The organism is Microbacterium suwonense, assembly GCF_030296555.1.
GTDB classification, from domain to species: domain Bacteria; phylum Actinomycetota; class Actinomycetes; order Actinomycetales; family Microbacteriaceae; genus Microbacterium; species Microbacterium suwonense.
Genome location: NZ_AP027728.1, coordinates 1,264,418 through 1,286,795 on the forward strand (window position 1 = coordinate 1,264,418; position 22,378 = coordinate 1,286,795).

Here is a 22,378-nt window from a genome sequence, read left to right on the forward strand (position 1 = left end):
CGTGCACAAGTGCACGACGCCCCGTAAATGTGCAGGGAGATCAGTACCCGGCGCGGGTGCCGAGCACCCGCACATCCTCTACGGAGATCTGCCACGAGGAGCCTCGCTGGGCGTACACGGAGCCGTCGGAGGTGAGCACGCGCAGTCCGGTGGTCGTCTTCGCGCCCGAGAGTCCCATGGCGCCGTCCGGCGCCGGAGAGGACGACGAGGGCCCGCCGACGATGTAGGAGATGAGCACCGGATCGGGGCTGTGCGCCAGCACCGCGACGGTGTCGGAGCCGATCCACGCCAACCCGTGCGCCGCGCCGGGGAGACGGCCGATCTCGTGCACCTCGCCGAGCTCCACCGGCTCGGAGTCCTCGCCCCGCAGCACAGCAGCGACGAGCACGCGACGCTGACCGTTCGAGGTGACCACAGCGGCCACTCGCGCGCCGTCGGCCGACACCCGCAGGTGACTGATCGACTCCGCGCCCGGCCACGCCTTGGCGATCGGATGCCGAACCACCCGCGCGGACCACGCCAGCAGTGCGTCAGGGTGATCGCGAGGCACTGTCCAGGTGTAGTCGAACGGATCCAGCGAAGGCTCGATAAGGCCGGTGCGATCATCGAGCTCAGCGGAGTTCCCTGCGGTGACGGCGAACACCCGCCCATCGCGCAGCTGCATGGCCGCCAGTGACGCGTTCGCCGACACGTCCAGAGCGCGGATGGGATCGGCGATCTTCGCGATCTGCGCGGTCAGTCCTCCCACGGGCTCCAACGCGTCGCCGGATGCCGTGCGCCCGAAGGTCTCGTCGTTGAGTACGAGCACGCCCGGGTCGACGATGGTCCCGTCGATCGGCACGGTGCCGGCGTCCAGCGGTGCGCCGTCCACTGTGAAGCGCACCTCCGACACTCCGGCACCGGCCAGGCTCGCCTCCAGCTGGGTCCTCATCCGCGCCAGCTCGCTCGACGATGCAGACAGCACGGTGCGCGACAGCGCGACCGACGCGACCTGCGAGGGGTCGACGGTCACGGCATCGCCGGCCAGGGACATGTCGGCCGAGAAGGCGGTGCGCACGGCAGGTGCGAGCCATTCGCTGGGCTGCCCGGTGATCAGCGCGCGCGAGATCGTCGTCGCCATCGCCGGCCGGCGCGGGAACCAGCGCACATCCGGCACGAGATGCGTCCAGCTGGGATCGAAGTACTTCAGGGCGTACTTCTGATACACCTGCAGGAAGGTCTCGGCATCCAGCACGATGCCGTTGATCGCCTTGGAGATGCGCCATTCACCGCCCTCGGTGCGCTGCAGCTGGTACGTGGCCGTCGCCGGCTTCGAGGTGGCGCTGTACGCGCCGTTGACATCCACGCTGGCGACCTGGTCGAACTGCGCCTTCACCTCCGCGGTCGTCGCGGTGTCGTCCTCGGCATCCACCGATGCGTCGAACTGGCGCGTGAGCACCGACTTGTCGATCGTCACGGACGTGCCGGGTTTCCAGGCCTGCCGGAAGTCGTCGGTGAGGAACTCCTGCGCGGTCTCCCAGTTTCCCGCCGGTGTCATCGAGGCCTCCAGGAAACCATCGACGATGTCCTCCGGTCCGGCACCGGGCTGCGGGCCCTGGGCGATGGGGGTGAACACCGGCACCTCGCCGTCCTCGCCGATCGCCAGCCCCGGGTTCGGCGCGCCGGAGGTGGGCAGTCCCGCGCAGCCCGCCAGCAGCAGCGCCGTCGCCGCAGCGACGAGCAGACGGATGCTGCGCCGACCCCTCATGATGGCTCCTCCCGCTCGCCGTCGCTCCGGCGCAGCACGATCGGCTGCGTCGCGTTGCCCAGGTCGGCGAGCATCTCGGGCGGCTCGACCTGGATCGGTCCCTGGCCCGCGGCCTCTCCCCCGGTGCGCGGGATCGTGAGCACGAAGTTGCTGCCGACGCCCAGCTCCGACCACACCTGCAGCGTGCCGCCGTGCAGGGCGGCATCGCCCAGGGCGATCGACAGCCCCAGTCCGGTGCCGCCGATGGTGCGCTTGCGCGACGGGTCTGCACGCCAGAAGCGGTCGAACACGTGCTCGGCATCCTCTGGCCGCATGCCCATCCCGAAGTCCCGCACGCCGACCGCGACCGCGTGCTGATTGCTGTCGACGGTGACGACGACCGGCTGCCCCTCGCCGTGCTCGATGGCGTTGCCGATCAGGTTGCGCAGCACCCGGCGCACCCGACGCGGATCCATGTCGACCGGGGAGTAGCCGCCGGGTGCGACCATGCGCAGCTCGGTGCCGTGCGTCTCGGCGAGCGGACGCAGCTGCTCGACCATCTCCTCTGCCAGCTGGGCGAGGCTGGTGGCCTCGATCTCCAGCTGCACGGATCCCGCGTCGTAGCGGCTGATCTCGAGCAGGTCGGCCAGCAGGGTCTCGAAGCGCTGCACCTGGGTATGCAGCAGCTCGGCGGTGCGCGCCGTGGTCGGGTCGAACTCGTCCCTCTGGTCGTTGATCATCTCCGCGGCCAGCCGGATGGTGGTCAGCGGTGTGCGCAGCTCGTGTGAGACGTCGGAGACGAACCGCTGCTGCACGAGCGAGAGCTCGGCCAGCTCCTTGATCTGCCGTTCGATGCTGTCGGCCATCGCGTTGAACGAGCGGCCGAGACTGGCCAGCTCGTCCTCGCCGTGCACGGGAAGCCGCACTTCGAGATCGCCGGAGGCCAGCCGCGCGCTGGTCTCGGCCGCCTCGATGATCGGCGCCGACACCGACCTGAGCACCAGCCAGGAGATGACCCCGATCAGGGCGACCAGCGTGAGCCCTGCCAGCCACAGCGTGCGCTGCACGAACAGCAGCGTCTCGTCGGCATCCGCGAGGTCGTACGCGATATAGACGTCGTAGCGGGCGACGTCGGGGATTCGCAGCAGCTGTCCGACGACGATACCGGCGGATTCCGCGTCATCGCCGTGCGGTAGCGCGATCGACTGCCACGCCTGACGCCCCGGCACCTCTTTCACACGGGTCCGCAGCTCCGTGCTCAGCTGCGCCGAGGTCAGTTCCAGGCTGCCGAACCCCGGCGGGGTGTACCCATCGCCGAGATTCTCGGCCAGGAAGCCCACGATGCGGCCGGATGACGCCGCACGCCCGAGTTCGTTCTGCGCCTCGCGCCACAGCGCGGACAGCGTGGCGCGGTCGTCGCCGGCGATCCCCGAGTCGAGCACACGCTGCGCCTGCGCCACGGATGCCCGGGCATTGTGCAGCGCCTCGTCCTTGCGCGCCTCGAACAGGTCGTTGCGGATGACCAGGCCCATGATGATGCAGGTGATCAGAATGGCCAGTGCGGTCGCCACCAGCGTGATCGCCGTGGCACGGAAGCGCATGGATCGCCGCCAGTCGACGAGCAGCGCCTCCGGCCAGGTGCGGGGAGAGCGCCAGGATGCCGCCCGCACATGCGTCGCGGTTGTCGCGATCACCGGGATCTCCTAGCTGATGCTCCCGGCGCGGTAGCCGACGCCGCGCACCGTCATGACGATCTTGGGATTGTCGGGGTCGAGTTCGACCTTGGCGCGCAGCCGCTGCACATGCACGTTCACCAGCCGCGTGTCTGCCTTGTAGTGGTAGCCCCACACCTGCTCGAGCAGCATCTCGCGCGAGAACACCTGCTGCGGCTTGGATGCCAGGGCGACCATCAACTGGAACTCCAGCGGGGTCAGCGCGATCGGCGTCGTGCCGCGTCGCACCTCGTGCGCGTCGACATCGATGGTCAGATCCCCCACCCGCAGCACCTCGGAGGTCGCCTGCGGAGTCGGACGCAGACGGGTGCGGATGCGGGCGACGAGCTCTTTCGGGTTGAACGGCTTGACGATGTAGTCGTCGGCGCCGACCTCCAGCCCGCGCACCACATCGGCGGTGTCGCTGCGTGCGGTGAGCATGATGATCGGCACGCCGGATTCGGCGCGGATGCGGGTGCAGATCTCGATGCCGTCCATCCCCGGCAGCATGAGATCCAGCAGCACCAGGTCGGGGCGCGAGGTGCGCCACTCGTCGACGGCCTGAGCGCCGTCGGCGCAGAACAGCACATCGAGTCCCTCGGTGCGCAGGACGATGCCGATCATCTCGGCAAGCGCCGTGTCATCGTCGACCACGAGGATCCGTGAGGTCATCTTGTGCCCAGCCTCATCTTTCTCTGCGAAGCGGACAGCGATCATCCGCCCCGTCCGCGACTCGGATCAGCCTACTTGAGAATCCCGATGTCGTCCCGAATTCGGCCGCGCGCCCGCATGGCCGGTCTGCCGTGTGACACGATGGGAGAGCACACGGAGGGAGTGCCGATTGAGCGGTCAGACCTGGACCCCCGCGCCCAAGAAGGGCGTGATCCCCCTGCATCCGATGACCTTCGGGACCATCCTCAGCCGTGCGTTCGCCGCGCTGCGGCACAACCCCAAGGTGCTGTTCGGATTCGCGGTGATCGTCGAGTTCGTCGTCACGGTGGTCACGACCGGCGTCATGCTGCTGGTCGGCTGGTTCGTGGTGGGGCGCATCGCATCCGTTCCGGTGGCCTCCCCCGACTACTGGCCGGTGTTCATCGGCTCCGTCGCGCTGGGCGCGCTCGCCGCCGTGGTGATGGCGCTGGCCGCCATCGCCTTCACCTCAGTGGTGCAGGGCCTGGTTGCCGCAGACGTGTCCTACGCGGCGCTGTCGCAGCGAGCACCGCTGCGCGTGCTGTGGAGGCGGGTCAAGCCGGCGTTCTGGCGGCTGTTCTCCTACTCATTGCTGCAGGGCGTGGCCGTGCTGCTGTGGATCGCGCTGGTCTTCGGTGCGATCGTCGGCATCCTTGCCGCACTCGGCCCGGACAGCGCCGGCACGATCGCGCTGACGGTGGGCGTGGGGCTGCTGCTCGCGCTCGGCAGCGTGCCGCTGTACGTGTGGCTGACCACCAAGCTTCTCGTCGTTCCTGCGGTGCTCATGCTGGAGGGCGCTTCGCTGCGCTCCGCGCTGGTGCGCTCCTGGCGGCTCATCCGCGGCCGGTTCTGGCCCGCGTTCGGTGTGATGTTCCTGATCGGCCTGATCATGAACATCGCCATGCAGGTGGTCGCGCTCCCAGCCTCCATCGTCTCGGGTCTGATCAGCGGAGTGCTGGTTCCCACCGGCGCCGACGAGCCGACCCAGGTCATCGCGATCATCACCGCGAACGTGCTGCCTCAGGTGCTGGTGCTGGCCGTGCAGGCGATCGCGATCGTCGTGCAGGGCACCGGGGCGACGCTGATCTACATCGACAGCCGGATGCGGTACGAGGGCCTCGACCAGACGCTGATCCGGCACGTCGAGCTCGCTGCACAGGGAACCCCGGACGAGCAGCTGGACGACCCGTTCGTCGTCGATCCGGCCCGCGCGGTGGCGAAGAACCCGCCGCCCGTGCAGACCCCGACCCCGCCGCCATACCCGGCCCAGTATCCCGGACAATACCCGTATCCGGCGCCGTATCCGGGACAGTACCCGGCCCCGTATCCGGCCCAGTATCCGGCACAGGGCGGCTACCAGGCACCCGGATACTCCGGGTATCCGGCGCAGCCGGCCACACAGCAGCCCGGGTACCCGCCGCCGCCGGCATCCGCTCCTCCTGCCGCGGCCCCGGCCGCCGCTCCTCCCGCCGCAGAGCCGGCAGAACCGGTAGAGCCGGACTCCCCTGCGTCTGCGAATCCCTGGACGCCGCCCGGCGACAGCGCATGATCGCGCTCCCGCTCACCGAGGTGTTCGTCCCGGATGGCGACGAGGCGCGCCGCTGGGCCGGCGAGGAACTGGCGAAGCACGAGTACCAGGCGGCCAAGCCCACCTGGTTCGACGAGGCGGTGACAGCGGTCGTGGACTGGTTCTTCGGCCTGTTCACCGACAAGGGAGCCGGCAGCGTCGCGCCCATCGTCGTGACACTGATCGTCATCGTCGTGATCGCGGCGCTCGTGGTCGCACTGCTGGTGTGGGGCAGGCCCCGCGCCTCGCGCACGGTGAGGAGGCGGGCCGAGCTGCTCGGCGAGCGCGACGACCGCACCGCCGCACAGCTGCGGGCCGAGGCCGAGCGGCGCGCCAGGGAGCGGGACTGGGACGAGGCGATCGTGCTGCGCTATCGGGCTCTGGCACGTGCTCTGATGGAGCGCGACCTGATCGATCCTGCTCCGGGAGCCACCGCGCAGAGCATCGCCCGCGATGCGAGAGGTCCCTTCCCCGGCGTCGCCGATCGGCTGCACGCCGCGGCCACCGCCTTCGATGCCGTCCGCTATCTGCGTACGCCCGGCGATGAGGCCGGCTACCGGGCGATGGCGGCGGTCGACGACGATCTGAGCGCCGCGACGCCGACGATCCCGGACTCCACGGCGGTGACGGTATGAGCGTTCTGGATGCGCCCGTATCGCGCGCGGCCGCGTCGATCGCCCCGGATGCCGCGGCACCGGCATCCGCGACCGCACCGGCATCCACCGCTGCACCACCCCCACCCGGTCGCGCGGGCCGGATCATCGGCTGGGTGATCGTGATCGCACTGCTGCTCGGCATCGCACTGCTGTCGATGCGCTTCATCGTGACGAACCCCGACCTGAGCGGGACGCTGAATCCCGAGAGTCCCGGGCCGAACGGCGCGAAGGCGCTGGCCCAGCTGACCCGCGATCAGGGCGTGGACGTCGAGGTGACCCGCAGCCGTGCCGAGGCGACGGACGCACTGGGATCCGATGCGACGCTGGTGCTCACCGATCCCTTCACCCTCAGCGACGCCGCTGTGCACGAGCTGGTCGACCGCGCCGACCGCGTGGTGCTGCTCAGCAGCAGTGCGCGGATGCTGCGTCTGCTCGACCTCGGCGAGGATGCCCCGGCCGAAGGCGGCACGGTGCGCGCGCAGTGCACTGTTCCCGAGTTCGCGCGGGTCGGCGAGATCGACGCCGCGCGGATGTTCTCCCCGCCGAAGGCGTGCAGGGCTGCTTCCGGTCGGGCACCGGCGCGGCAGCGGTGCTGCGCAGCACTGCGGAGGGCCGCACAGTCAGTCTGGTCGAGGGCACCCGGCTGTTCTCCAACGCCGAGCTGGCGCAGAACGGCAACGCCGCTCTCGGTCTCGCGCTGCTCGCTCAGCAGCCCCGCGTCGTCTGGTACGTGCCCTCCTTCGCCGACAGCGACATCTCGCCCGACGACGAGCAGACTCTGGGCGACCTGACCCCGGATTGGGTGACGCCGGCGATCCTGATGCTGCTCCTGGCGGGTCTGGCCGCGATCTGGTGGCGGGGACGTCGTTTCGGCCCGCTCGTGGCCGAGTCGCTTCCGGTCACGGTGCGCGCCTCGGAGACCATGCAGGGCCGCGCGCGTCTGACGGCGAAGGCCGCGGACGCCGCCCACGCCGGCGCGTCGATCCGCACCGGCACCGTCGGGCGCCTGGCCGCGCGCCTCGCCCTCGGACCGCGCGCCGTCGTCGAAGAGGTGGCGGATGCCGCATCCGATCGCCTGGGCGTGCCGCGCACCTCGCTGTACGACCTGCTCGGCGGACCTGCCCCGCAGGACGACCACGAACTCATCGACCTCGCCCGCCGTCTCGCAGAACTCGAGACTGCGGTCGAGAACACCGTCCGCACCGAAAGGAAACGCCCGTGACCGACGAGCACCTCCTCCGGCCCTGCCTCCGACGACGACACGCTGCGGCAGGCGATGCATCGCGTCCGCGCAGAGGTCGACAAAGCCGTCATCGGCCAGGCCGGCACCGTCACCGGTCTGCTGGTCGCCCTGCTCGCCCGCGGCCACGTGCTGCTCGAGGGCGTGCCCGGCGTGGCCAAGACCCTCGTCGTGCGCAGCTTCGCCCGCGCCGTCGGACTGGACACCAAACGCGTGCAGTTCACGCCCGACCTCATGCCGGGGGACGTCACCGGATCGCTGGTGTACGACGCGCGCACCGGAGAGTTCGAGTTCCGCGAGGGGCCGGTGTTCACCAACATCCTGCTCGCGGACGAGATCAACCGCACCCCGCCGAAGACGCAGGCCGCCCTGCTGGAGGCCATGGAGGAGCGCCAGGTATCGGCCGACGGCCTCAGCCGCACCCTGCCCGATCCCTTCCTGGTCGCGGCGACGCAGAACCCCGTCGAGCACGAGGGCACCTACACGCTGCCCGAGGCGCAGCTGGATCGCTTCCTGATGAAGCTCGTGGTCGGCATGCCCGAGCGCGACGCCGAGGTCTCGGTGCTACGCCTGCACGCAGGCGGCTTCTCACCACGCCTGCTCACCGGCGTGCAGCCGGCCGTGACCGGCGACGAGATCCGGGCCGCGCAGGATGCGGCCGCGCGCGTGCAGGTCACCGACGATGTGCTCGGCTATGTGGTCGACCTCGCCCGTGCCACGCGCCAGTCGCCGTCCGTGGAGCTCGGCGCCAGTCCGCGCGCCTCCACCGCACTGCTGGCCGCGGCAAAGGCCTGGGCCTGGCTGAACGCCTCCTCGGCGGTCACCCCCGACCACGTGCAGACCATGCTGATGCCCACCTGGCGTCACCGCCTGCAGCTGCGCCCCGACGCGCAGATGGAGGGCGTGTCGGCGGATGCCGTGCTGCAGTCGGTCGTGCAGCAGACGCGGGTGCCGATCTGACATGTTCGTGACCGCACTGCTGGCGCCGCTGGTCGCGCTGGGGATCGTGCCGATCGTGCTGCTCAGCGCGATCGGCTATCCCGCGTGGGCGGTCTTCGGCGGCTGGCTGCTGCTGTGCGCGATCCTCGTGGCACTCGACGTGACGCTCGCGGCGAGCTCCCGTGCGGTCGTCATCACCCGTAGGGTGCCGGCGCGCGCACGGCTGGGCGAGCCGGTGGCCACGAGCATCGCCGTGCAGAACACCGGCACCCGCACCCTGCGCGGGTGGCTGCGCGATGCGTGGCAGCCCACGGCCGGCGCACCGCAGGAGCGGGAGCGGATCACCATCCCTCCGGGTGAGCGCCGTCGTCTGCAGATCCCGCTGCTGCCCCGACGACGCGGTGAGCTGGTCACCGGTTTCGCGGTGATCCGCTCCCGCGGGCCGCTGGGCCTGGCGGGGCGGCAGGCCCGGCACGACGTGCGCGGCGCGCTGCGCATCCTGCCGGCGTTCGCCTCCCGCAAGCACCTCCTCCCGCCTCGCGCGCCTGCGCGAGCTGGACGGCAACACGTCGATCCAGGTGCGCGGACAGGGCACGGAGTTCGACTCGCTGCGCGAGTACGTGCGCGGCGACGACATCCGCTCCATCGACTGGCGTGCCACCGCGCGAGCGGGCACCACCATGCTGCGCACATGGCGACCCGAGCGCGACCGCCACGTGGTGATCCTGATCGACACGGGACGCACATCGGCGGCACGTGTGGGCGACAGCACCCGGCTGGAGGCGTCACTCGAGGCCGCGCTGCTGCTGGCCGCGCTGGCCTCCCGCGCGGGCGATCACGTGCACCTGCTGATGTACGACCGCGTCGCACGCGCCCGCGTCACCGGTGTCGACGGGGTGGGGCTGCTGCCCGCGCTGACGGATGCCATGGCGCCGGTGCACGCACGGCTGGTCGACACGGATTGGGCCGGCGCCTTCGCATCCGTGCGCACGCTGACCACCCGCCCGTCGCTGATCGTCGTGCTGACCGCGCAGGATGCCGCGGAATCGGCACGCGGGTTCCTCGGCGCCTTCCCGGACGCCTCGCGTGCGACCACCCTGCTGGTCGGCTCGGCGACCGACGATTCGATCGTGGAGCTGGCACGGCGCCGCGAGTCGCGCATGGACGTGTACCTGGCCGCTGCGGCAGAGCAGACCATCCGGGATGCCCAGCGGGTGGCGGATGCCGTGCGCCGCGCCGGTGGAGAGGCCATCGCGGCGGATCCGGAGACCCTCCCCCGCGCATCGCCGATCGCTATCTCGAGCTCAAGGCCGCCGGCCGCCTCTGACCCCGCCCCAACGGAGAAGGCAGGGGCGCTGGGGCCCGGAGGAAGAGGAACGGCCCCCGCCCCTGAAAGGGGCGAGGGCCGTCGAGGCTGATGCTCAGACCAGGTCGAAGCGGTCCAGCTCCATGACCTTCGTCCAGGCGGTGACGAAGTCGTTGACGAAGCGCTCCGAGGCGTCGTCGGCGGCGTAGGCCTCGGTGACGGCGCGCAGCTCGGAGTTCGAGCCGAACACCAGGTCGGCGCGCGTGCCGATCCACTTCAGCTCGCCGGTGGCGACCTCGGTGGCCTGGAAGGCGTGCGAGCCCGGGTCCAGAGCCTTCCACTCGTAGGCCATGTCGAGCACGTTCACGAAGAAGTCGTTCGTGAGAACGCCGGGGCGATCGGTGAACACGCCGTACTTCGAGCCGTCCCAGTTGGCGTCCAGGGCGCGCAGACCGCCGACCAGCACCGTCATCTCGGGTGCGGTCAGGTTCAGCAGGCTCGCCTTGTCGACCAGCAGGAACTCTGCGGGCAGCTCGGCTGCGGTCGCCAGCGGTCCCACGTAGTTGCGGAACCCGTCGGCGACCGGCTCGAGGTACTCGAACGATTCGACGTCAGTCTTCTCCTGGGTGGCGTCGGTCCGGCCCGGGCGGAACGGCACGACCACGTCGTGACCGGCGTCCCGCGCCGCCTTCTCGACACCGGCGTTTCCGGCGAGGACGATGAGGTCGGCCAGTGAGACGCGCTTGCCGGACTCCTCGAACGACGCCTTGATGCCGCGCAGCACGTCCAGCACCTTCGCGGTGCGGGCCGGGTTGTTGGCCTCCCAGCGGTTCTGCGGCTCCAGCGCCAGGCGCGCGCCGTTGACGCCGCCGCGCTTGTCGCTGTTGCGGAAGGATGCCGCCGCAGCCCATGCCGTGGCGACCAGCTCGGAGACCGTCAGACCGGAGTCGAGGATCTGCTGCTTGAGGGCGGCCGCATCCGCATCGCCGATCAGCTCGTGATCGACCGCGGGCACCGGGTCCTGCCAGATGAGCTCTTCGGTCGGGGCGAGCTTGCCGACGTAGCGCGTCGACGGGCCCATGTCGCGGTGCGTGAGCTTGAACCAGGCCCGGGCGTACGCATCGGCGAACGCCTGCGGGTCGTCGCGGAACTTCGCCGAGATCGGCCCGTAGATCGGGTCGAAGCGCAGCGACAGGTCGCTGGTCAGCATTCGCGGCTCACGACGCGTGGAGGGGTCGTGAGCCATCGGCACCATGTCGGCGCCCGCACCGTTCTTCGGGCGCCACTGCTTGGCGCCCGCCGGGCTCTCCATGAGCTCCCACTCGTACGCGTACAGGATGTGGAAGAACTCGTTGTCCCAGCGGGTCGGGTGGTAGGTCCAGGTGACCTCCAGGCCGCTCGCGGTCTGGTCGTCGCCCTTTCCGGTGCCGAAGGAGTTCTTCCAGCCGATGCCCATCTGCTCCATCGGAGCGTCTTCCACTGCGGGGCCGACCTCATCGGCGGGACCCGCGCCGTGCGTCTTCCCGAAGGTGTGGCCGCCGCCGATCAGGGCGACGGTCTCCTCGTCGTTCATGGCCATCCGCGCGAACGTCTCACGGATGTCGTGAGCGAGCTCCAGCGGGTCGGGGTTGCCGCCCACGCCCTCGGGGTTGACGTAGATCAGGCCCATCTGCGTGGCCGCAAGCGGGCTCTCCAGGTCGCGGGTCTTGCCGGCCTCGTACCGGCCGTCGTCGGCGAGCCAGGTGTTCTCCGAGCCCCAGTACACGTCGTCGTCCGGCTCCCAGGCGTCCACGCGGCCGCCGCCGAAGCCGAAAGTGGTGAAGCCCATCTGCTCCATCGCCACGTTGGCGGCGAAGATCATCAGGTCGGCCCAGGAGACGCGCGAGCCCCACTTCTTCTTGACGGGCCAGAGCACACGGCGCGGCTTGTCCAGGCCGACGTTGTCGGGCCAGCTGTTCAGCGGCGCGAAGCGCTGCTGACCGCTGTTCCCGCCGCCGCGGCCGTCGGTCACGCGGTAGGTGCCGGCGCTGTGCCAGGCCATCCGCACCACGGCAGGACCGTAGTTGTCGAAGTCGGCGGGCCACCAGTCCTGCTTGGTGGTGAGCACCTTCTCGATGTCGGCGCGCAGCTCATCGAGGTCGACCTCCGCGAACTGCCTGCGGTAGTCGTACTCGGGGCCGTACGGGTTGGTGGCGGGCGGGTTCTTGGCAAGCACCCGCAGGTTCAGCCGATTCGGCCACCAGCTGTGCGCAGACGATCCGCCCACGCGGGTGGCGCCGCCGTGCACGACCGGGCACTCGCCGGCCGCAGCCTGCTCCTGTGCTTCGGCCTGCTCTTCGCGGGTCGGCGCCGGGATGATGCCGTCGTTCTCGTCGATGACGTTGTCAGTCATGATGTCCTTCCTGTGGGTGTGAATTCGCGGGGGTCGAGCTGCTGCTCAGCGCGCACGCGGCGCACAGCCCCCAGTACGTGACTTCGGCGACCACGACGCGGTATCCCTGTGCGTCGGTCGGTGTGAGGCAGGGGCGTGCCCGGTGGCGCAGTCCACGTCGGTGACGGCGCCGCACGACGTGCACACCAGGTGATGGTGGTTGTCGTCCACGCGCAGCTCGAACATCATCGGATGCCCGGCGGGTTCGATCCTGCGCACCAGCCCCGCGGCGGTGAAATCGCTCAGCGCGTTGTACACCGACTGCAGGCTCGTGGAGGAGATCTCGTCTCGCACCGCGTCGTGCACGGCATCCGCGGTGGCATGCGGGTGCGCGCGCAGCACCTCGTAGACCGCACGGCGGGACTCTGTGACGCGCAGCCCGGCAGCACGGATCGCCGTGCCTGCGGCATCCGTCGTCAGTTCCTCGCGCATGACACCATCCTACCTTATTTTGAGTCAATCAAGAAAGCCGATGAACGGCCATCGCGCTCCCCGGCGCGCCTCCGGGTTCAGGCGCTGCGCAGCCGAGATCATGTGCTCGCCCGACGCACGCCGGGCACCGACCGGAAGGACAGGGAGATGTCTGAGTCACCCATCACCACCGAGAAGCCGACCCTGGCGGCCAAGCTCGCCGCCGAAGGGTTCGGCACGTTCCTGCTTGTGTTCGGCGGCGTCGGCACGGCGCTGTTCGCCTCGAACCACTTCACCGATCCCGGTGCGACCTCGGCCGTCTACGTCGGTATCGCACTGGCCTTCGGCCTGACCGTCCTCGTGGGCGTCTACGCCTTCGGCCCGCTCTCGGGCGGGCACTTCAACCCTGCCGTCACCGTCGGGGCCGCCGCCGCCGGCCGCATTCCGTGGCGCGATGTGGCCCCGTACATCATCGCCCAGGTTGTCGGCGGCGTGATCGCCTCCACCGCGCTGGTGCTGATCGGAATGTTCGGCCCGGACAACTGGCTGACCACGGCTCAGGATGCCGGGTTCGCCAGCAACGGCTGGGGAGCGCACTCCCCGGCGGATTCGGGATGCTGTCGGCGATCATCATCGAGGTCATCCTGACCGGCTTCTTCGTGATGGTGATCCTCGGCGCCACGCACCCCACGCGCGGCAGCGCCCATGCAGGCATCGCGATCGGCCTCACCCTGACGCTGATCCACCTCATCGCCATCCCGGTGGACAACACCTCGGTCAACCCGGCGCGCTCGATCGCGGCGGCGATCTACGGCGGCCCCGAGCTGCTGGCGCAGCTGTGGGTGTTCCTGGTGTTCCCGATCGTCGGCGCGCTGATCGTCGGCTACTCCTACAAGGCGCTGTTCGACGGCACCGCGAAGGCCTGATCCAGCGGGTCACACATCGGAGGGAGCGGCTGCGGCCGCTCCTCCTCGCGTCTGCGGCGGGGACGGCCGGCAGGTCGGGCGTCAGCCGGCGACCAGGGTCGGCGTGCCCGCCTCGTACTCGATCAGGTCTCCGGTCTCGCCCTGCCTGGCAGCGCGCCGGCCGATCACCAGCATGTAGAACAGCACCACTCCCAGCGCGACGGCGCCGATGCCGATCTTGACCGCCCAGGGCAGTGCGGATCCGGTGATGAAGCCCTCCACGAGCCCAGACAGCAGCAGCACGAAGACCAGTCCCATCGCGACGGTGGCCAGTGCCCGTCCACCGGACGCCAGCGACTGCGCCCGGGTGTGGCGACCGGGCACCGCCCAGGACCAGAAGATGTGCAGTCCCGCGGCGGCGGCGATGAAGATCGCGGTCAGCTCGAGCATGCCGTGCGGCAGGATGTGCAGCATCATCACATCCAGTCGTCCGTGCGCGGCCATGACCGCGGCGGCGACGCCGAGCCCCATGGCGTTCTGGATCAGCATCCAGATCGGCCAGATGCCGGTGACGCCGAACAGCACGCACTGCAGCGCGATCCAGGCGTTGTTCGACCACACCATTCCGGCGAAGGACGCCATCGGCCCGTAGTAGTCGACGAAGTCCTCCTCGGCATACTGCGCGAGCGCGTCCGGGGTGCCGAGGGTGGCGATGCGCGCGGGATCGGCGGCGATCCAGGCGCCGCTGATGAGCACGACCAGCACGAAGGCCACAGCGATCACCCCGGTCGTCCAGCGCAGCCGGTACAGCGCCGCGGGCAGCTGCAGCGTGAAGAAGCGGACGGTCTGGGCGACGATGTTCTCGGACGCCCCGGTGAGGCGCAGTCGCGCGGCGGCGAGGATCGTCGAGAGGTAGGCGCCCTGCGGGGAGTCGCCGACCGAGGTCTTGAGCTCGGCCAGATCGGCGGATGCCGCGCGATAGCGCACGATGAGCTCATCGACCTCCGCGCCGGTCAGATGACGCTGGCGGCTGAGTGCGTCCAGCCGCTCCCATTCGGGGCGGCGCGCGTCGGCGAGGGCATCGGCATCCACGTGATTCACTGTACTCATGTCTCTACCGATCACCGATGAGCAGGAGATCCTCTCCGGCGAGGCCGTCGCGATCGATGTGCAGCCGGTCGGCTTCGTGCTGCGCGCGGCCGGCGCGCTGATCGACATGCTGATCGGCTTCGCGCTGTTCGCCGCGTTCATCATCCTGCAGATCTGGCTGCTGTCGCAGGGGCTGCTGGACGAGCACACGATGGCGATACTGAGCATCTGGTCAGCGGCGATCAGCTTCCTGGTGCTGCCGATCACGGTCGAGATGGCGCTGCGCGGACGCAGCCTGGGAAAGCTCGCCGTGGGCGGCCGCGTCGTGCGCGTCGACGGCGGTGCGATCACCTTCCGGCACACCTTCATCCGCGCGCTCGTGGGTGTGCTGGAGATCTATCTGACCCTCGGCGGCGGTGCCGTGATCGCGGGTGCGGTCACGGCGCGCTCGCAGCGGCTGGGCGATCTGGTGGCGGGCACGTACTGTCAGCGGGTGCGCACGCCCCGGCTCGTCGAGCACGCCCCGTTCCTGCCGCCGTCGCTGATCGGATGGGCGCCGATCGCAGATGTCGCGCGTCTTCCCGACCGGCTGGCCCGGCGCGTCTCGCAGTTCCTGGCCGGGGCCGAGCAGCTCTCTCCGGCCGCGCGCGTGCGCGTGGCGCAGGAGCTGGCATCCGAGGTGAGCGCCTTCGTCTCGCCGCTGCCGCCGGTGGCGCCCGAGGAGCTGCTTCGCGGGGTGACCGTGCTGCGGCGTCAGCGCGAGCAGCGGGCGCTGACGATCGCCGACGACCGCGCGGAGCGGCTGACCGGGCGTCGCATACGCATCTGAGACGGCCCGACGCACATCGAGAAGATGCAAATCAGTGTCGCATGGCCTCATGGCGGACGACCACCCAGCCGGCCGGGACCGAGAGCCGCTGGGCGTGCTGCGCACACAGATCGTGAGCGTGCGGATCCCCTCCAGGACCGAGCGGGCCGAGCGCGGCCATCTGGTCGCCGTAGTCGAACGTGAGCGTCGCCACGGCCTCGCGCGCGCAGGCCACCTTGGAGCAGAGTCGTTCGTCGGTGCGGAGTGAGTCATCCATCCCCTTCAGGCTAGAACCGTCGCCGCCGGATGCGCGGCTGCCGCGCGGCGTCCTAGACTTTCGGCATGCACCGACGTCGACCACCGCGCCCCTCCACCCGGCGCGGAGCGCGCCACGGCCGGCACGGCCGTCTGGGGCGCAGTGAGGTCGTGCGTCCTCCGCTTCCTCCTCTGGACGGCCGCCTCGATCGCTTCGACGTCACCGTCGGCAGCGCGGTGGAGTACCTGCGCGGCTCGTGGGAGGAGCTGCGTGATGTGCGGTTCGAGATCGCGGCCATGCCGACCAGCGATCGCGATGACGGCATCCCGCGCTGGCGCGTCGATCACGCCGGGAAGCGGGTGTCGCTGTTCCGCGTTCCGATCGAGCGCCTGCTGCCGAAGGGTCACGACGACGCTCTGCACCGCCGGATCGCCATCGAGACCGCCGTGTTCCACGCAGCGGCGGAGTATGTCGGCCGCGAGCCCTGGGAGTTCGGCCCCGACCCGCACGACCACTGAGCATGACGCGCCACCGTGCTCGATCCGCGGGATCGCAGTGTGTGTCGGGTCAGGGGCGCACGACGATCGGCTGCTGCGTCGCGGCTCCCGGCCACAGCGGCCAGCCGGCGATCGCCGCAGACCCGTCGCCCCCGCGCATGCCGATCGCGGCATTGACGCTTCCACTGGCCGTCAGGGTGTGCCCGCCCGCGCGCAGAGCGACCGCGGCGATCCCGCCCGCGTCGACCTGCACCACCTGCTCATCGGCACCCTCGAGCCGAACCGTGATCGCTTCCGGCTGAGGATTGCGCAGGTACAGCGTCGCGGGCGCGCCGCTGGGCACCGAGAACGTCGTGCGTGCGTCCGCCGTGAGCTCGGGCGAGGGCAGGGACCAGGCCAGGTCCTCCTCCGCGCCCGCTCGCACGGTCTGGCGGGCGCCGACGACCACGGGAGCAGTCGATGACACCTCGATGTCGTAGGCACCCTCGGCCAGCCCGGCCAGTGAGATCTCGGCGGGCGTGGCCGCCGTCAGCTCGATCGGGTACTCGTCGATGCTCTCGCCGGATGCGGCGGACCTCACCTGAACGGTGGCCTGCGCATCGGCATCCGGTGCGAGCATCCGCACCACGATGCCCACCGCGTCGTCGCCCTCTGTGGCAGGCGTGGCACGGGCCCCGAGGATGACCTGCGTCTTCTGAGGGCCGCTGACGCCGTCCTGCAGATCGATGCCGACCGGATCCAGGGTGCGCACGAGCGTCGACTGCAGCGCCGCCCGCACCGGCGCGCCGGTGGAGACCACCCGCACGACCGGGGATCGCGAGCCGGCGGCGACGGATGCCAGCGGCACGCCGAGCTGGGTCTTGGCGGGCACGACCACCGTCGAGGCGGAGCGCTCGTCACCGTAGACGTCGAGATCGACGGTGGCGGTGACCTCGCCGGGGTTGGACAGGATGATGATGTCGGAGGCGCCGGTGGACACGTCGCCGCCGACGAGCCAGCTGGTCAGCGAGGGCTCTCGGCACGGTGCGGCCGCGAAACCGGCCGCGTCCTCGTCGGACAGCTGCACGGACTCGGCTGCTGCGATCTGCGGCACCGAACGGTTCTGCACCGCGCCGACGATCGCCTGCGCGCCCTCGCCACCGGTCACATCGGGCATCTCCAGTGGTGCGGTGGTGGTCTCGTCCTCGGCGCCGTCCACGCGCAGGCGCAGCGGCGCCGCCGACACCATCAGCCCGGCCTGGGTGGCGTCGCGCCCCAGCACTCGGAACGCCCCGTTGCAGACGAGCACGACGTCACGGGGCACAGGCGTGACGATCGTCACCGCCGGCGAGTTGCGCACTTCGGGCCACGGCGCCGGCACGGACGCGACGGCGCCGGCAACGCAGGCCGCTGCCAGCACGGCGCCAGTGGCGATGCGGGCTCCCGTCGTAGCCAGGCGCACGGTTCGCTGCTTCATCGGGTGGCCTCCGCTCCGTCGACGTCCTCGGGCACGGAGTGCTCCGGCTCGTGCTCGCGAGCCGCCTGCGCCTCGGGCTCCTCGATGATCGGGGCCTCCACGGCGGCAGGTGCGGCCTGGACATCATGATGGTCGACGATGCGCTGACGGGGAAGGACGATCGGCTCATCCGGCATCCGTCCCACGATCCGCGACCGGGAGCGCGCGGCACGACGGGATGCGCGGGTGGGGATCGCCAGCAGCACGGCGGCGAGCAGGATGATCAGCTGCACCAGGGTGACCAGCGAGGCGATGGCGCCCTGACTGGGCGTCAGCGGCGGGCGCGGCGCGATGTCGCCGTCGACGCGCCAGAGCATCCCGCGCGCTGTCTGCCCGGCCTTGATGAACCCAGGCCGCTGGTCGACGGAGGTCGTCGCCTCCTCGCGCATCGTGCGAGCGCGGTCCTGTTCCTGCGGCCGCTGCGCGAGCAGCACGAAGCTGATTCCCTGCCGTGCGAGAGCCCCGGCGGCGTCGAACTCGCGTCCGGAGAGCAGGTCCACGGCGGTCGCGCTGATGTCATCGCCCACTGGCGCGGTGGCCGTGCTGACCAGGGTGGTCTGCGCGCTCAGCGTGGCACTCGCACCCCACACCACTCCTGCAGAGAGGCTGCCGTCGTCCAGTGGGGTCAGCACGAGGGTGCCGCGATCGGCGTCGCCGACGGCCTGCGCCGCCACCAGCGCGGGAAGCGTGCTGGTGGGGCCGTTCTGCACCTCGGCGTGGCCCGTCGGAACGGCCAGCAGAGCGGGCAGCGCGCATACGGCGACCGCGATGGCGGCGACCAGCGAAGCACCGGTGCGCAGCGGACGAAGCGCGACGACGGTGTCCAGGGTCACCAGCGCGGCCCCGACCACCCCCAGCCAGGCCAGGCTCAGCCCCGTGCCGGGCCACACCGACACGCCGACGCCCGCGGCGAAGGACACCACCACACCCGGTGCGAGCAGCGCGGTGGCCAGGCCGGTGAGCGTCGTCGCCAGAAGTACGTATCCGGCACGCCAGCGCGGAGAGAGCGCCGACAGCAGCGCGAGCACGGCCAGCGGGATCAGCAGCAGCGGCACCCAGTCGATGAGCACGCCGCCCGCGAACCATTCCCAGCCCGCGCGGTCGACCGACGGGAAGCCCATCACGATGTCGGCGCGACCGACCGCGTCCAGCGGGAGCACGACACCCGGATCGGCGAGCAGCGCCCACGGATCGCCGCTGCGCAGCTGACGGATCACGAGTGGGAGGAACAGTGCGGTGCTCGGGATCAGAAGCCACAGCAGTCGCGCAGCACCGCGCAGGCGTCGTCCGGCGAGCATGAGCACGAGGGCCAGGAGCCACAGCAGCACGAATGCCGGCGCGAGCGACGGCGAGCAGGCCAGTGCCGCGGCGATGAGCACGGATGCCGCACCGGCGGCTCCCCAGGAGCGATGCGCGACCACGGCGGTGTGGAAGACCCATGGCAGCACCAGGTGCAGCAGCACCGCGGCGGGCCGGCCCTGCACGAGCGCGGAGAGGAAGGTGGGGGCGAGCGCCCAGAGCACGCCGCCGAGGATGCGCAGCCCTGCCCGGTCGGTGACGCGTGTGGCGGCGAACCAGCCGCCGAGCGCGGCCAGCGGCAGTGCGAGGAGCCAGAGCACCACGAGGGCAAGCGATGGGGCGGCTGGTGACAGGCTGCCGAGCACGGCGAGGACGCCGGTGAACGGGTCGGCGGGCCCCACGATGCCCAGACCGAGATCGCGCAGCCCCCAGGCGGCATCCGCCCACAGCGCGGCGACGGTCTGCCGCAGCGGCAGCAGCGCGCCGCCGCCGATCGCCGGCCAGGCGAGCATCGAGACGAAGGCCACCAGGTTGACCAGCAGTGCGGCGAGCACCGTCCACGCGCCCCCGCCGCCGAAGAAGTTCAGTTCGCTCACGACCCCGCGCTCACTGCCGTGGCCGTCGTCCAGCCGCTGCTTCAGCTGCGCCCTGCTCACGCGCAGTGGGGCGATGTCTGCCCAGGAGGCGCGTCGGAAGGAGCGGATGGCACGGCGGGAGCGGGTCAGCGCCCTCAGGCTCACCATGCTCGTGAGCGCCGCACCCCACTCGGGGACGACCTCGCCGGGACGCTTCGCGATCAGATGGGTGATCGAGCGCCATAGCGCCAGCGGGAGCAGCGAGAGCCAGTGCAGCGGAACGGCGACCGCAGGCGCGTACGCGAGGCGGCGGTGCAACTGTGACCTTCTGGTCGCCCATGCTCGCGCGATGGCGTTGCGGGGCTGAGCCGCGGGCCCGGTCGGCAGCACGCCGACGCGTGCTTTCGGCACAAGCACCAGACGAGCGCCACCCAGACGCGCCCGCACACCCAGGTCGAGGCCTTCGTCGGCACCGGCCAGCGCCGTGTCCGGGCGCAGCACGGCGGGCGCTTCGCCGCGGATGAGCACACCGCGCACATCGGCGCCCAGCACATCCTCGAGATCGTCGTGCTGACCCTGGTCGAGTTCTCCGGCGGCCAGTTCGACGGCGCGGCCGGCACGCGTCATGCTGACGCCCAGCGACACGATCTCCCGATCATCGTGCTGCTGCACGAGCTTGGGTGCGGCGATCGCAGCGGATGGCGAGCGCTCGAGCGCTCCGGCGAGCAGGTGCAGTGCGCGGGGATCCGGCCTGGTGTCCTCGGCGAGCAGCCAGACGGCGCTGCCTGGCGCGACACGCGGCTGGGCGAGGGCGACGGCCTCGGAGAACGTGGTGTTCGCGCGTGCCTCGATGATCCCCTCGACGATGTACCCGATGCCGGACAGCGCGCGCACGCGGGTGGCGTCTCCCAGCACGACGACCGTCACTGCGGCGGGAGGAGTGCGCTGGTCGCGCAGCGCGTCGAGGGTGCGACCGAGCTGAACGCTCGCGGATTCGCCGGAGCGCGCGACGATGATGGCGTGGACAGGTGCTGGCATGGCCTAGTCAGCCTATGCAGGGGCGTGCGCCCCGCCGGTCACCACGTCGGCGCGTTCACGAAGAAACCGGCGGGATGCCGCGTCCGAGGACGCGCATCCCGCCGGTTTCATGCTGCCTGGTGCCGATCAGCCGGCGCGGCGCTTGAGCTTGCGACGCTCGCGCTCGCTGAGTCCGCCCCAGATGCCGAAGCGCTCGTCGTTGTTCAGCGCGTACTCGAGGCATTCACCGCGGACATCGCAGGTGGAGCAGATGCGCTTGGCATCCCGCGTGGAGCCGCCCTTCTCAGGGAAGAACGCCTCGGGGTCGGTCTGCGCACATAGCGCGTCGGCCTGCCATGCGAGAGCGCCGTCGTCCTCTGCCTCTGCCCTGCGAACACCCGGAACTCCGAGGTTCACCGGATCGACGAACCAATTCTCGGGAACGTCTGAGCGGTAACCCGTCATCTCGATCTCCCAACCCTGCTTGTGCCCCCCACGGGCCGTGCTTTCACCTAATTACACCCGTGTCATTCGCTCCGGTCAAGTCGCAGATCGTAAACCCTCAATGGCCGCTTTAAGGTTCATTGGATGTTCTCCGGCGTGTCGCGACCGGGCTCGCAGCTCAGTTCCGGCCGGGCTCGGCCAGAAACACCTCGCCGGTTCCGCGCAGCACCAGCTCGGTCTCATCCGCCGTCGCGAACACGGCCGTGCCGACGCGGATCCGCGTCGCCCGGCCCGCGGCACCGGTCACGGCGACATCCCCCGCCGTGGCGAGCACCATGGCGGGGCCGGCCACCTGCAGCCTCTGCTGACCGGACAGCTCGATCCGGCGCAGCGCGAAGTCCGCCACCGGCACGTCGTACGCCGTCACTTCTCCCCGGGGCGCTGGACGGGCACCTCACCGGGTGAGGTGTCGACGATCGCGAGCAGCTCGTCGACGTCGATGTGCTTGGGGGTGAGTCCGCCGCGCAGCACGTTGTCGCTGGCAGCCATGATCTCCACTCCCAGGCCCGAGACATAGGCGTGCAGCAGGCCCGCGCGCAGGAAGATCGCCTCTCCGGGATGCAGCACGAGGAAGTTCATCAGCAGCGCCACCACGACGCCGGGGTCGCGCGGGTTGCGCTGCGCGATCCCGCGGATGGCGGTGAGAGTCTCGGCGAAGCCCTCGGCATCCGCCGTGCGCAGCCCGTCGATCACATCGGCGACGGCTGCGTCGGCCGTGCCGGAGAGCAGCCAGCCGATCGTGGATCGCAGCGCCTCCGGCTCGTCGCCCTTGCTGAGCCGGTCGCGCAGTTCCACCACGCCTGGCGTGTCGGGGAAGGATGCCAGCAGTCGCCGCGTCTGCGTCAGCGGGCGCAGTCCGCTGAGCGCCTCGAAACGATCGCTGAGGGCGACGATCAGCTCGGGCTTGTGGTTGTCGTCGCGATAGTTGCGGGCCGGGTCGGCGGCATCCATCCCCGCCTCGCGCGCGAAGCCGGCACGCGCCTGCTCCCGCGTCGGATGCACCTGGATCGACAGTGGATCGGCGGCGGCGAGCAGCTTGAGCAGATACGGCAGCGAGCCGCCGGTGACGGCATCGAGCGTTCCCCCGTCGGCGACGTCGGCGGGGTCGCCCGGGTGATCCCCGAACCACACCTCCGCCTCGGGTCCCGCCGAGGGGCTGCGCCCCTCGAGTCCGGCCAGCAGCGTCGTCGAGCCCCAGGCGTAGTCGCGCGGCTCGTTCGTGATGGTCAGCAGCATGGCTCTCAGCGTAGAACGT

Annotated in this window: 22 protein-coding genes and 1 pseudogene; 10 read left to right on the top strand and 13 right to left on the bottom strand. The window is 70.7% G+C overall.

Translation table 11 applies throughout. The features are described 5' to 3' along the window. Nucleotides 1–40: 40 nt before the first annotated feature. Genes QUE33_RS06450 through mtrA form a run of 3 tightly spaced genes read right to left on the bottom strand, consistent with a single transcriptional unit; the run spans nucleotide 41 to nucleotide 4,110 of the window. A complete protein-coding gene (locus QUE33_RS06450) occupies nucleotides 41–1,747 on the bottom strand; it encodes an LpqB family beta-propeller domain-containing protein (RefSeq protein ID WP_286302609.1) in 1,707 nt (568 codons plus the stop codon). Next, nucleotides 1,744–3,420 carry an MtrAB system histidine kinase MtrB gene (gene mtrB / locus QUE33_RS06455; RefSeq protein ID WP_286302610.1) on the bottom strand — a complete coding sequence of 559 codons (1,677 nt, stop codon included), beginning with the start codon at nucleotides 3,418–3,420 and terminating at the stop codon, nucleotides 1,744–1,746. Before mtrB ends, QUE33_RS06450 begins: the two co-directional genes overlap by 4 nt. 9 nt (nucleotides 3,421–3,429) lie before the next feature. Continuing rightward, a complete protein-coding gene (gene mtrA / locus QUE33_RS06460) occupies nucleotides 3,430–4,110 on the bottom strand; it encodes an MtrAB system response regulator MtrA (RefSeq protein WP_286302611.1) in 681 nt (226 codons plus the stop codon). Nucleotides 4,111–4,279: 169 nt separating this feature from the next. On the opposite strand from mtrA, the gene QUE33_RS06465 reads away from it, so the two are divergent. Genes QUE33_RS06465 through QUE33_RS06485 form a run of 5 tightly spaced genes read left to right on the top strand, consistent with a single transcriptional unit; the run spans nucleotide 4,280 to nucleotide 8,551 of the window. After that, nucleotides 4,280–5,677 (top strand): hypothetical protein, encoded by a 1,398-nt coding sequence (locus QUE33_RS06465; protein ID WP_286302612.1) that lies wholly within the window; start codon nucleotides 4,280–4,282, stop codon nucleotides 5,675–5,677. Beyond that, a complete protein-coding gene (locus tag QUE33_RS06470; RefSeq protein WP_286302613.1) occupies nucleotides 5,674–6,330 on the top strand; it encodes a DUF4129 domain-containing protein in 657 nt (218 codons plus the stop codon). Before QUE33_RS06465 ends, QUE33_RS06470 begins: the two co-directional genes overlap by 4 nt. Next, the gene (locus QUE33_RS06475; RefSeq protein WP_286302614.1) at nucleotides 6,327–7,142 is read left to right on the top strand and encodes a DUF4350 domain-containing protein; all 816 of its coding nucleotides are present in this window, start codon (nucleotides 6,327–6,329) and stop codon (nucleotides 7,140–7,142) included. The genes QUE33_RS06470 and QUE33_RS06475 overlap by 4 nt, the downstream gene beginning before the upstream one ends. Then, nucleotides 7,082–7,573, top strand: coding sequence for a hypothetical protein (locus QUE33_RS06480; RefSeq protein WP_286302615.1), 492 nt, complete (start codon nucleotides 7,082–7,084; stop codon nucleotides 7,571–7,573). The genes QUE33_RS06475 and QUE33_RS06480 overlap by 61 nt, the downstream gene beginning before the upstream one ends. Before the next feature lie 54 nt (nucleotides 7,574–7,627). After that, a complete protein-coding gene (locus QUE33_RS06485) occupies nucleotides 7,628–8,551 on the top strand; it encodes an AAA family ATPase (protein ID WP_286302617.1) in 924 nt (307 codons plus the stop codon). Nucleotides 8,552–8,626: 75 nt separating this feature from the next. On the opposite strand, the gene QUE33_RS16090 is transcribed toward QUE33_RS06485, so the two are convergent. After that, nucleotides 8,627–8,878, bottom strand: coding sequence for a hypothetical protein (locus tag QUE33_RS16090; protein ID WP_350226523.1), 252 nt, complete (start codon nucleotides 8,876–8,878; stop codon nucleotides 8,627–8,629). 230 nt (nucleotides 8,879–9,108) lie between these two features. Here QUE33_RS16090 and QUE33_RS16095 point away from each other — a divergent pair, with 230 nt between their 5' ends. Continuing rightward, nucleotides 9,109–9,948 (top strand): DUF58 domain-containing protein, encoded by an 840-nt coding sequence (locus tag QUE33_RS16095; protein ID WP_350226524.1) that lies wholly within the window; start codon nucleotides 9,109–9,111, stop codon nucleotides 9,946–9,948. A 3-nt stretch (nucleotides 9,949–9,951) separates the two neighbouring features. Here QUE33_RS16095 and katG read toward each other — a convergent pair whose 3' ends face one another. Then, complete coding sequence (katG, locus tag QUE33_RS06495; RefSeq protein ID WP_286302618.1) at nucleotides 9,952–12,228, bottom strand: catalase/peroxidase HPI; 2,277 nt, start codon at nucleotides 12,226–12,228, stop codon at nucleotides 9,952–9,954. After that, nucleotides 12,221–12,699: pseudogene (locus tag QUE33_RS06500) on the bottom strand (Fur family transcriptional regulator). Before QUE33_RS06500 ends, katG begins: the two are co-directional and overlap by 8 nt. Before the next feature lie 147 nt (nucleotides 12,700–12,846). On the opposite strand from QUE33_RS06500, the gene QUE33_RS16100 reads away from it, so the two are divergent. Both QUE33_RS16100 and QUE33_RS16105 read left to right on the top strand, forming a co-directional pair. Then, complete coding sequence (locus QUE33_RS16100) at nucleotides 12,847–13,326, top strand: aquaporin (protein ID WP_350226525.1); 480 nt, start codon at nucleotides 12,847–12,849, stop codon at nucleotides 13,324–13,326. Further along, entirely contained in the window at nucleotides 13,293–13,604 is a 312-nt protein-coding gene (locus QUE33_RS16105) for an aquaporin (RefSeq protein ID WP_350226526.1), read from the top strand. Before QUE33_RS16100 ends, QUE33_RS16105 begins: the two co-directional genes overlap by 34 nt. Before the next feature lie 81 nt (nucleotides 13,605–13,685). Here QUE33_RS16105 and QUE33_RS06510 read toward each other — a convergent pair whose 3' ends face one another. Then, a complete protein-coding gene (locus QUE33_RS06510) occupies nucleotides 13,686–14,675 on the bottom strand; it encodes a stage II sporulation protein M (protein ID WP_286303078.1) in 990 nt (329 codons plus the stop codon). A gap of 16 nt (nucleotides 14,676–14,691) precedes the next feature. Here QUE33_RS06510 and QUE33_RS06515 point away from each other — a divergent pair, with 16 nt between their 5' ends. Continuing rightward, nucleotides 14,692–15,501, top strand: a complete 810-nt coding sequence (locus tag QUE33_RS06515) for an RDD family protein (RefSeq protein WP_286302619.1) — start codon at nucleotides 14,692–14,694, stop codon at nucleotides 15,499–15,501. Nucleotides 15,502–15,532: 31 nt separating this feature from the next. On the opposite strand, the gene QUE33_RS06520 is transcribed toward QUE33_RS06515, so the two are convergent. After that, nucleotides 15,533–15,757: a DUF3499 family protein gene (locus tag QUE33_RS06520; RefSeq protein WP_286302620.1), complete on the bottom strand. Its 225-nt coding sequence runs from the start codon at nucleotides 15,755–15,757 to the stop codon at nucleotides 15,533–15,535. Nucleotides 15,758–15,822: 65 nt separating this feature from the next. On the opposite strand from QUE33_RS06520, the gene QUE33_RS06525 reads away from it, so the two are divergent. After that, nucleotides 15,823–16,254: a hypothetical protein gene (locus QUE33_RS06525; protein ID WP_378760379.1), complete on the top strand. Its 432-nt coding sequence runs from the start codon at nucleotides 15,823–15,825 to the stop codon at nucleotides 16,252–16,254. Nucleotides 16,255–16,303: 49 nt separating this feature from the next. On the opposite strand, the gene QUE33_RS06530 is transcribed toward QUE33_RS06525, so the two are convergent. From QUE33_RS06530 to manA, 5 genes are all read right to left on the bottom strand, one after another. Continuing rightward, on the bottom strand, nucleotides 16,304–17,689 hold the full coding sequence (locus QUE33_RS06530) for a DUF5719 family protein (protein WP_286302621.1): 1,386 nt from the start codon (nucleotides 17,687–17,689) through the stop codon (nucleotides 16,304–16,306). Further along, a complete protein-coding gene (locus QUE33_RS06535) occupies nucleotides 17,686–20,640 on the bottom strand; it encodes a glycosyltransferase (RefSeq protein WP_286302623.1) in 2,955 nt (984 codons plus the stop codon). The genes QUE33_RS06530 and QUE33_RS06535 overlap by 4 nt, the downstream gene beginning before the upstream one ends. 126 nt (nucleotides 20,641–20,766) lie before the next feature. Continuing rightward, nucleotides 20,767–21,084, bottom strand: a complete 318-nt coding sequence (locus QUE33_RS06540; protein ID WP_286302624.1) for a WhiB family transcriptional regulator — start codon at nucleotides 21,082–21,084, stop codon at nucleotides 20,767–20,769. 157 nt (nucleotides 21,085–21,241) lie between these two features. Beyond that, nucleotides 21,242–21,490 carry a hypothetical protein gene (locus QUE33_RS16110; protein ID WP_350226527.1) on the bottom strand — a complete coding sequence of 83 codons (249 nt, stop codon included), beginning with the start codon at nucleotides 21,488–21,490 and terminating at the stop codon, nucleotides 21,242–21,244. Then, nucleotides 21,487–22,359, bottom strand: coding sequence for a mannose-6-phosphate isomerase, class I (manA, locus tag QUE33_RS06545; protein ID WP_350226528.1), 873 nt, complete (start codon nucleotides 22,357–22,359; stop codon nucleotides 21,487–21,489). The genes QUE33_RS16110 and manA overlap by 4 nt, the downstream gene beginning before the upstream one ends. Between the last annotated feature and the right edge of the window lie 19 nt (nucleotides 22,360–22,378).

Excerpts from the sequence above, each read along its gene's own strand:
- QUE33_RS16090 (WP_350226523.1), bottom strand. The coding sequence starts at position 8,878 with ATGGTGATCCGCTCCCGCTCCTGCGGTGCGCCGGCCGTGGGCTGCCAC.
- QUE33_RS06515 (WP_286302619.1), top strand. The coding sequence starts at position 14,692 with ATGTCTCTACCGATCACCGATGAGCAGGAGATCCTCTCCGGCGAGGCC.
- QUE33_RS06485 (WP_286302617.1), top strand. The coding sequence starts at position 7,628 with ATGCATCGCGTCCGCGCAGAGGTCGACAAAGCCGTCATCGGCCAGGCC.
- QUE33_RS06525 (WP_378760379.1), top strand. The coding sequence starts at position 15,823 with ATGCACCGACGTCGACCACCGCGCCCCTCCACCCGGCGCGGAGCGCGC.
- QUE33_RS06520 (WP_286302620.1), bottom strand. The coding sequence starts at position 15,757 with ATGGATGACTCACTCCGCACCGACGAACGACTCTGCTCCAAGGTGGCC.
- QUE33_RS06470 (WP_286302613.1), top strand. The coding sequence starts at position 5,674 with ATGATCGCGCTCCCGCTCACCGAGGTGTTCGTCCCGGATGGCGACGAG.
- katG (WP_286302618.1), bottom strand. The coding sequence starts at position 12,228 with ATGACTGACAACGTCATCGACGAGAACGACGGCATCATCCCGGCGCCG.
- QUE33_RS06530 (WP_286302621.1), bottom strand. The coding sequence starts at position 17,689 with ATGAAGCAGCGAACCGTGCGCCTGGCTACGACGGGAGCCCGCATCGCC.
- QUE33_RS06450 (WP_286302609.1), bottom strand. The coding sequence starts at position 1,747 with ATGAGGGGTCGGCGCAGCATCCGTCTGCTCGTCGCTGCGGCGACGGCG.
- QUE33_RS06475 (WP_286302614.1), top strand. The coding sequence starts at position 6,327 with ATGAGCGTTCTGGATGCGCCCGTATCGCGCGCGGCCGCGTCGATCGCC.
- QUE33_RS06535 (WP_286302623.1), bottom strand. The coding sequence starts at position 20,640 with ATGCCAGCACCTGTCCACGCCATCATCGTCGCGCGCTCCGGCGAATCC.
- QUE33_RS06540 (WP_286302624.1), bottom strand. The coding sequence starts at position 21,084 with ATGACGGGTTACCGCTCAGACGTTCCCGAGAATTGGTTCGTCGATCCG.
- QUE33_RS16100 (WP_350226525.1), top strand. The coding sequence starts at position 12,847 with ATGTCTGAGTCACCCATCACCACCGAGAAGCCGACCCTGGCGGCCAAG.
- manA (WP_350226528.1), bottom strand. The coding sequence starts at position 22,359 with ATGCTGCTGACCATCACGAACGAGCCGCGCGACTACGCCTGGGGCTCG.
- QUE33_RS16105 (WP_350226526.1), top strand. The coding sequence starts at position 13,293 with ATGCTGTCGGCGATCATCATCGAGGTCATCCTGACCGGCTTCTTCGTG.
- mtrA (WP_286302611.1), bottom strand. The coding sequence starts at position 4,110 with ATGACCTCACGGATCCTCGTGGTCGACGATGACACGGCGCTTGCCGAG.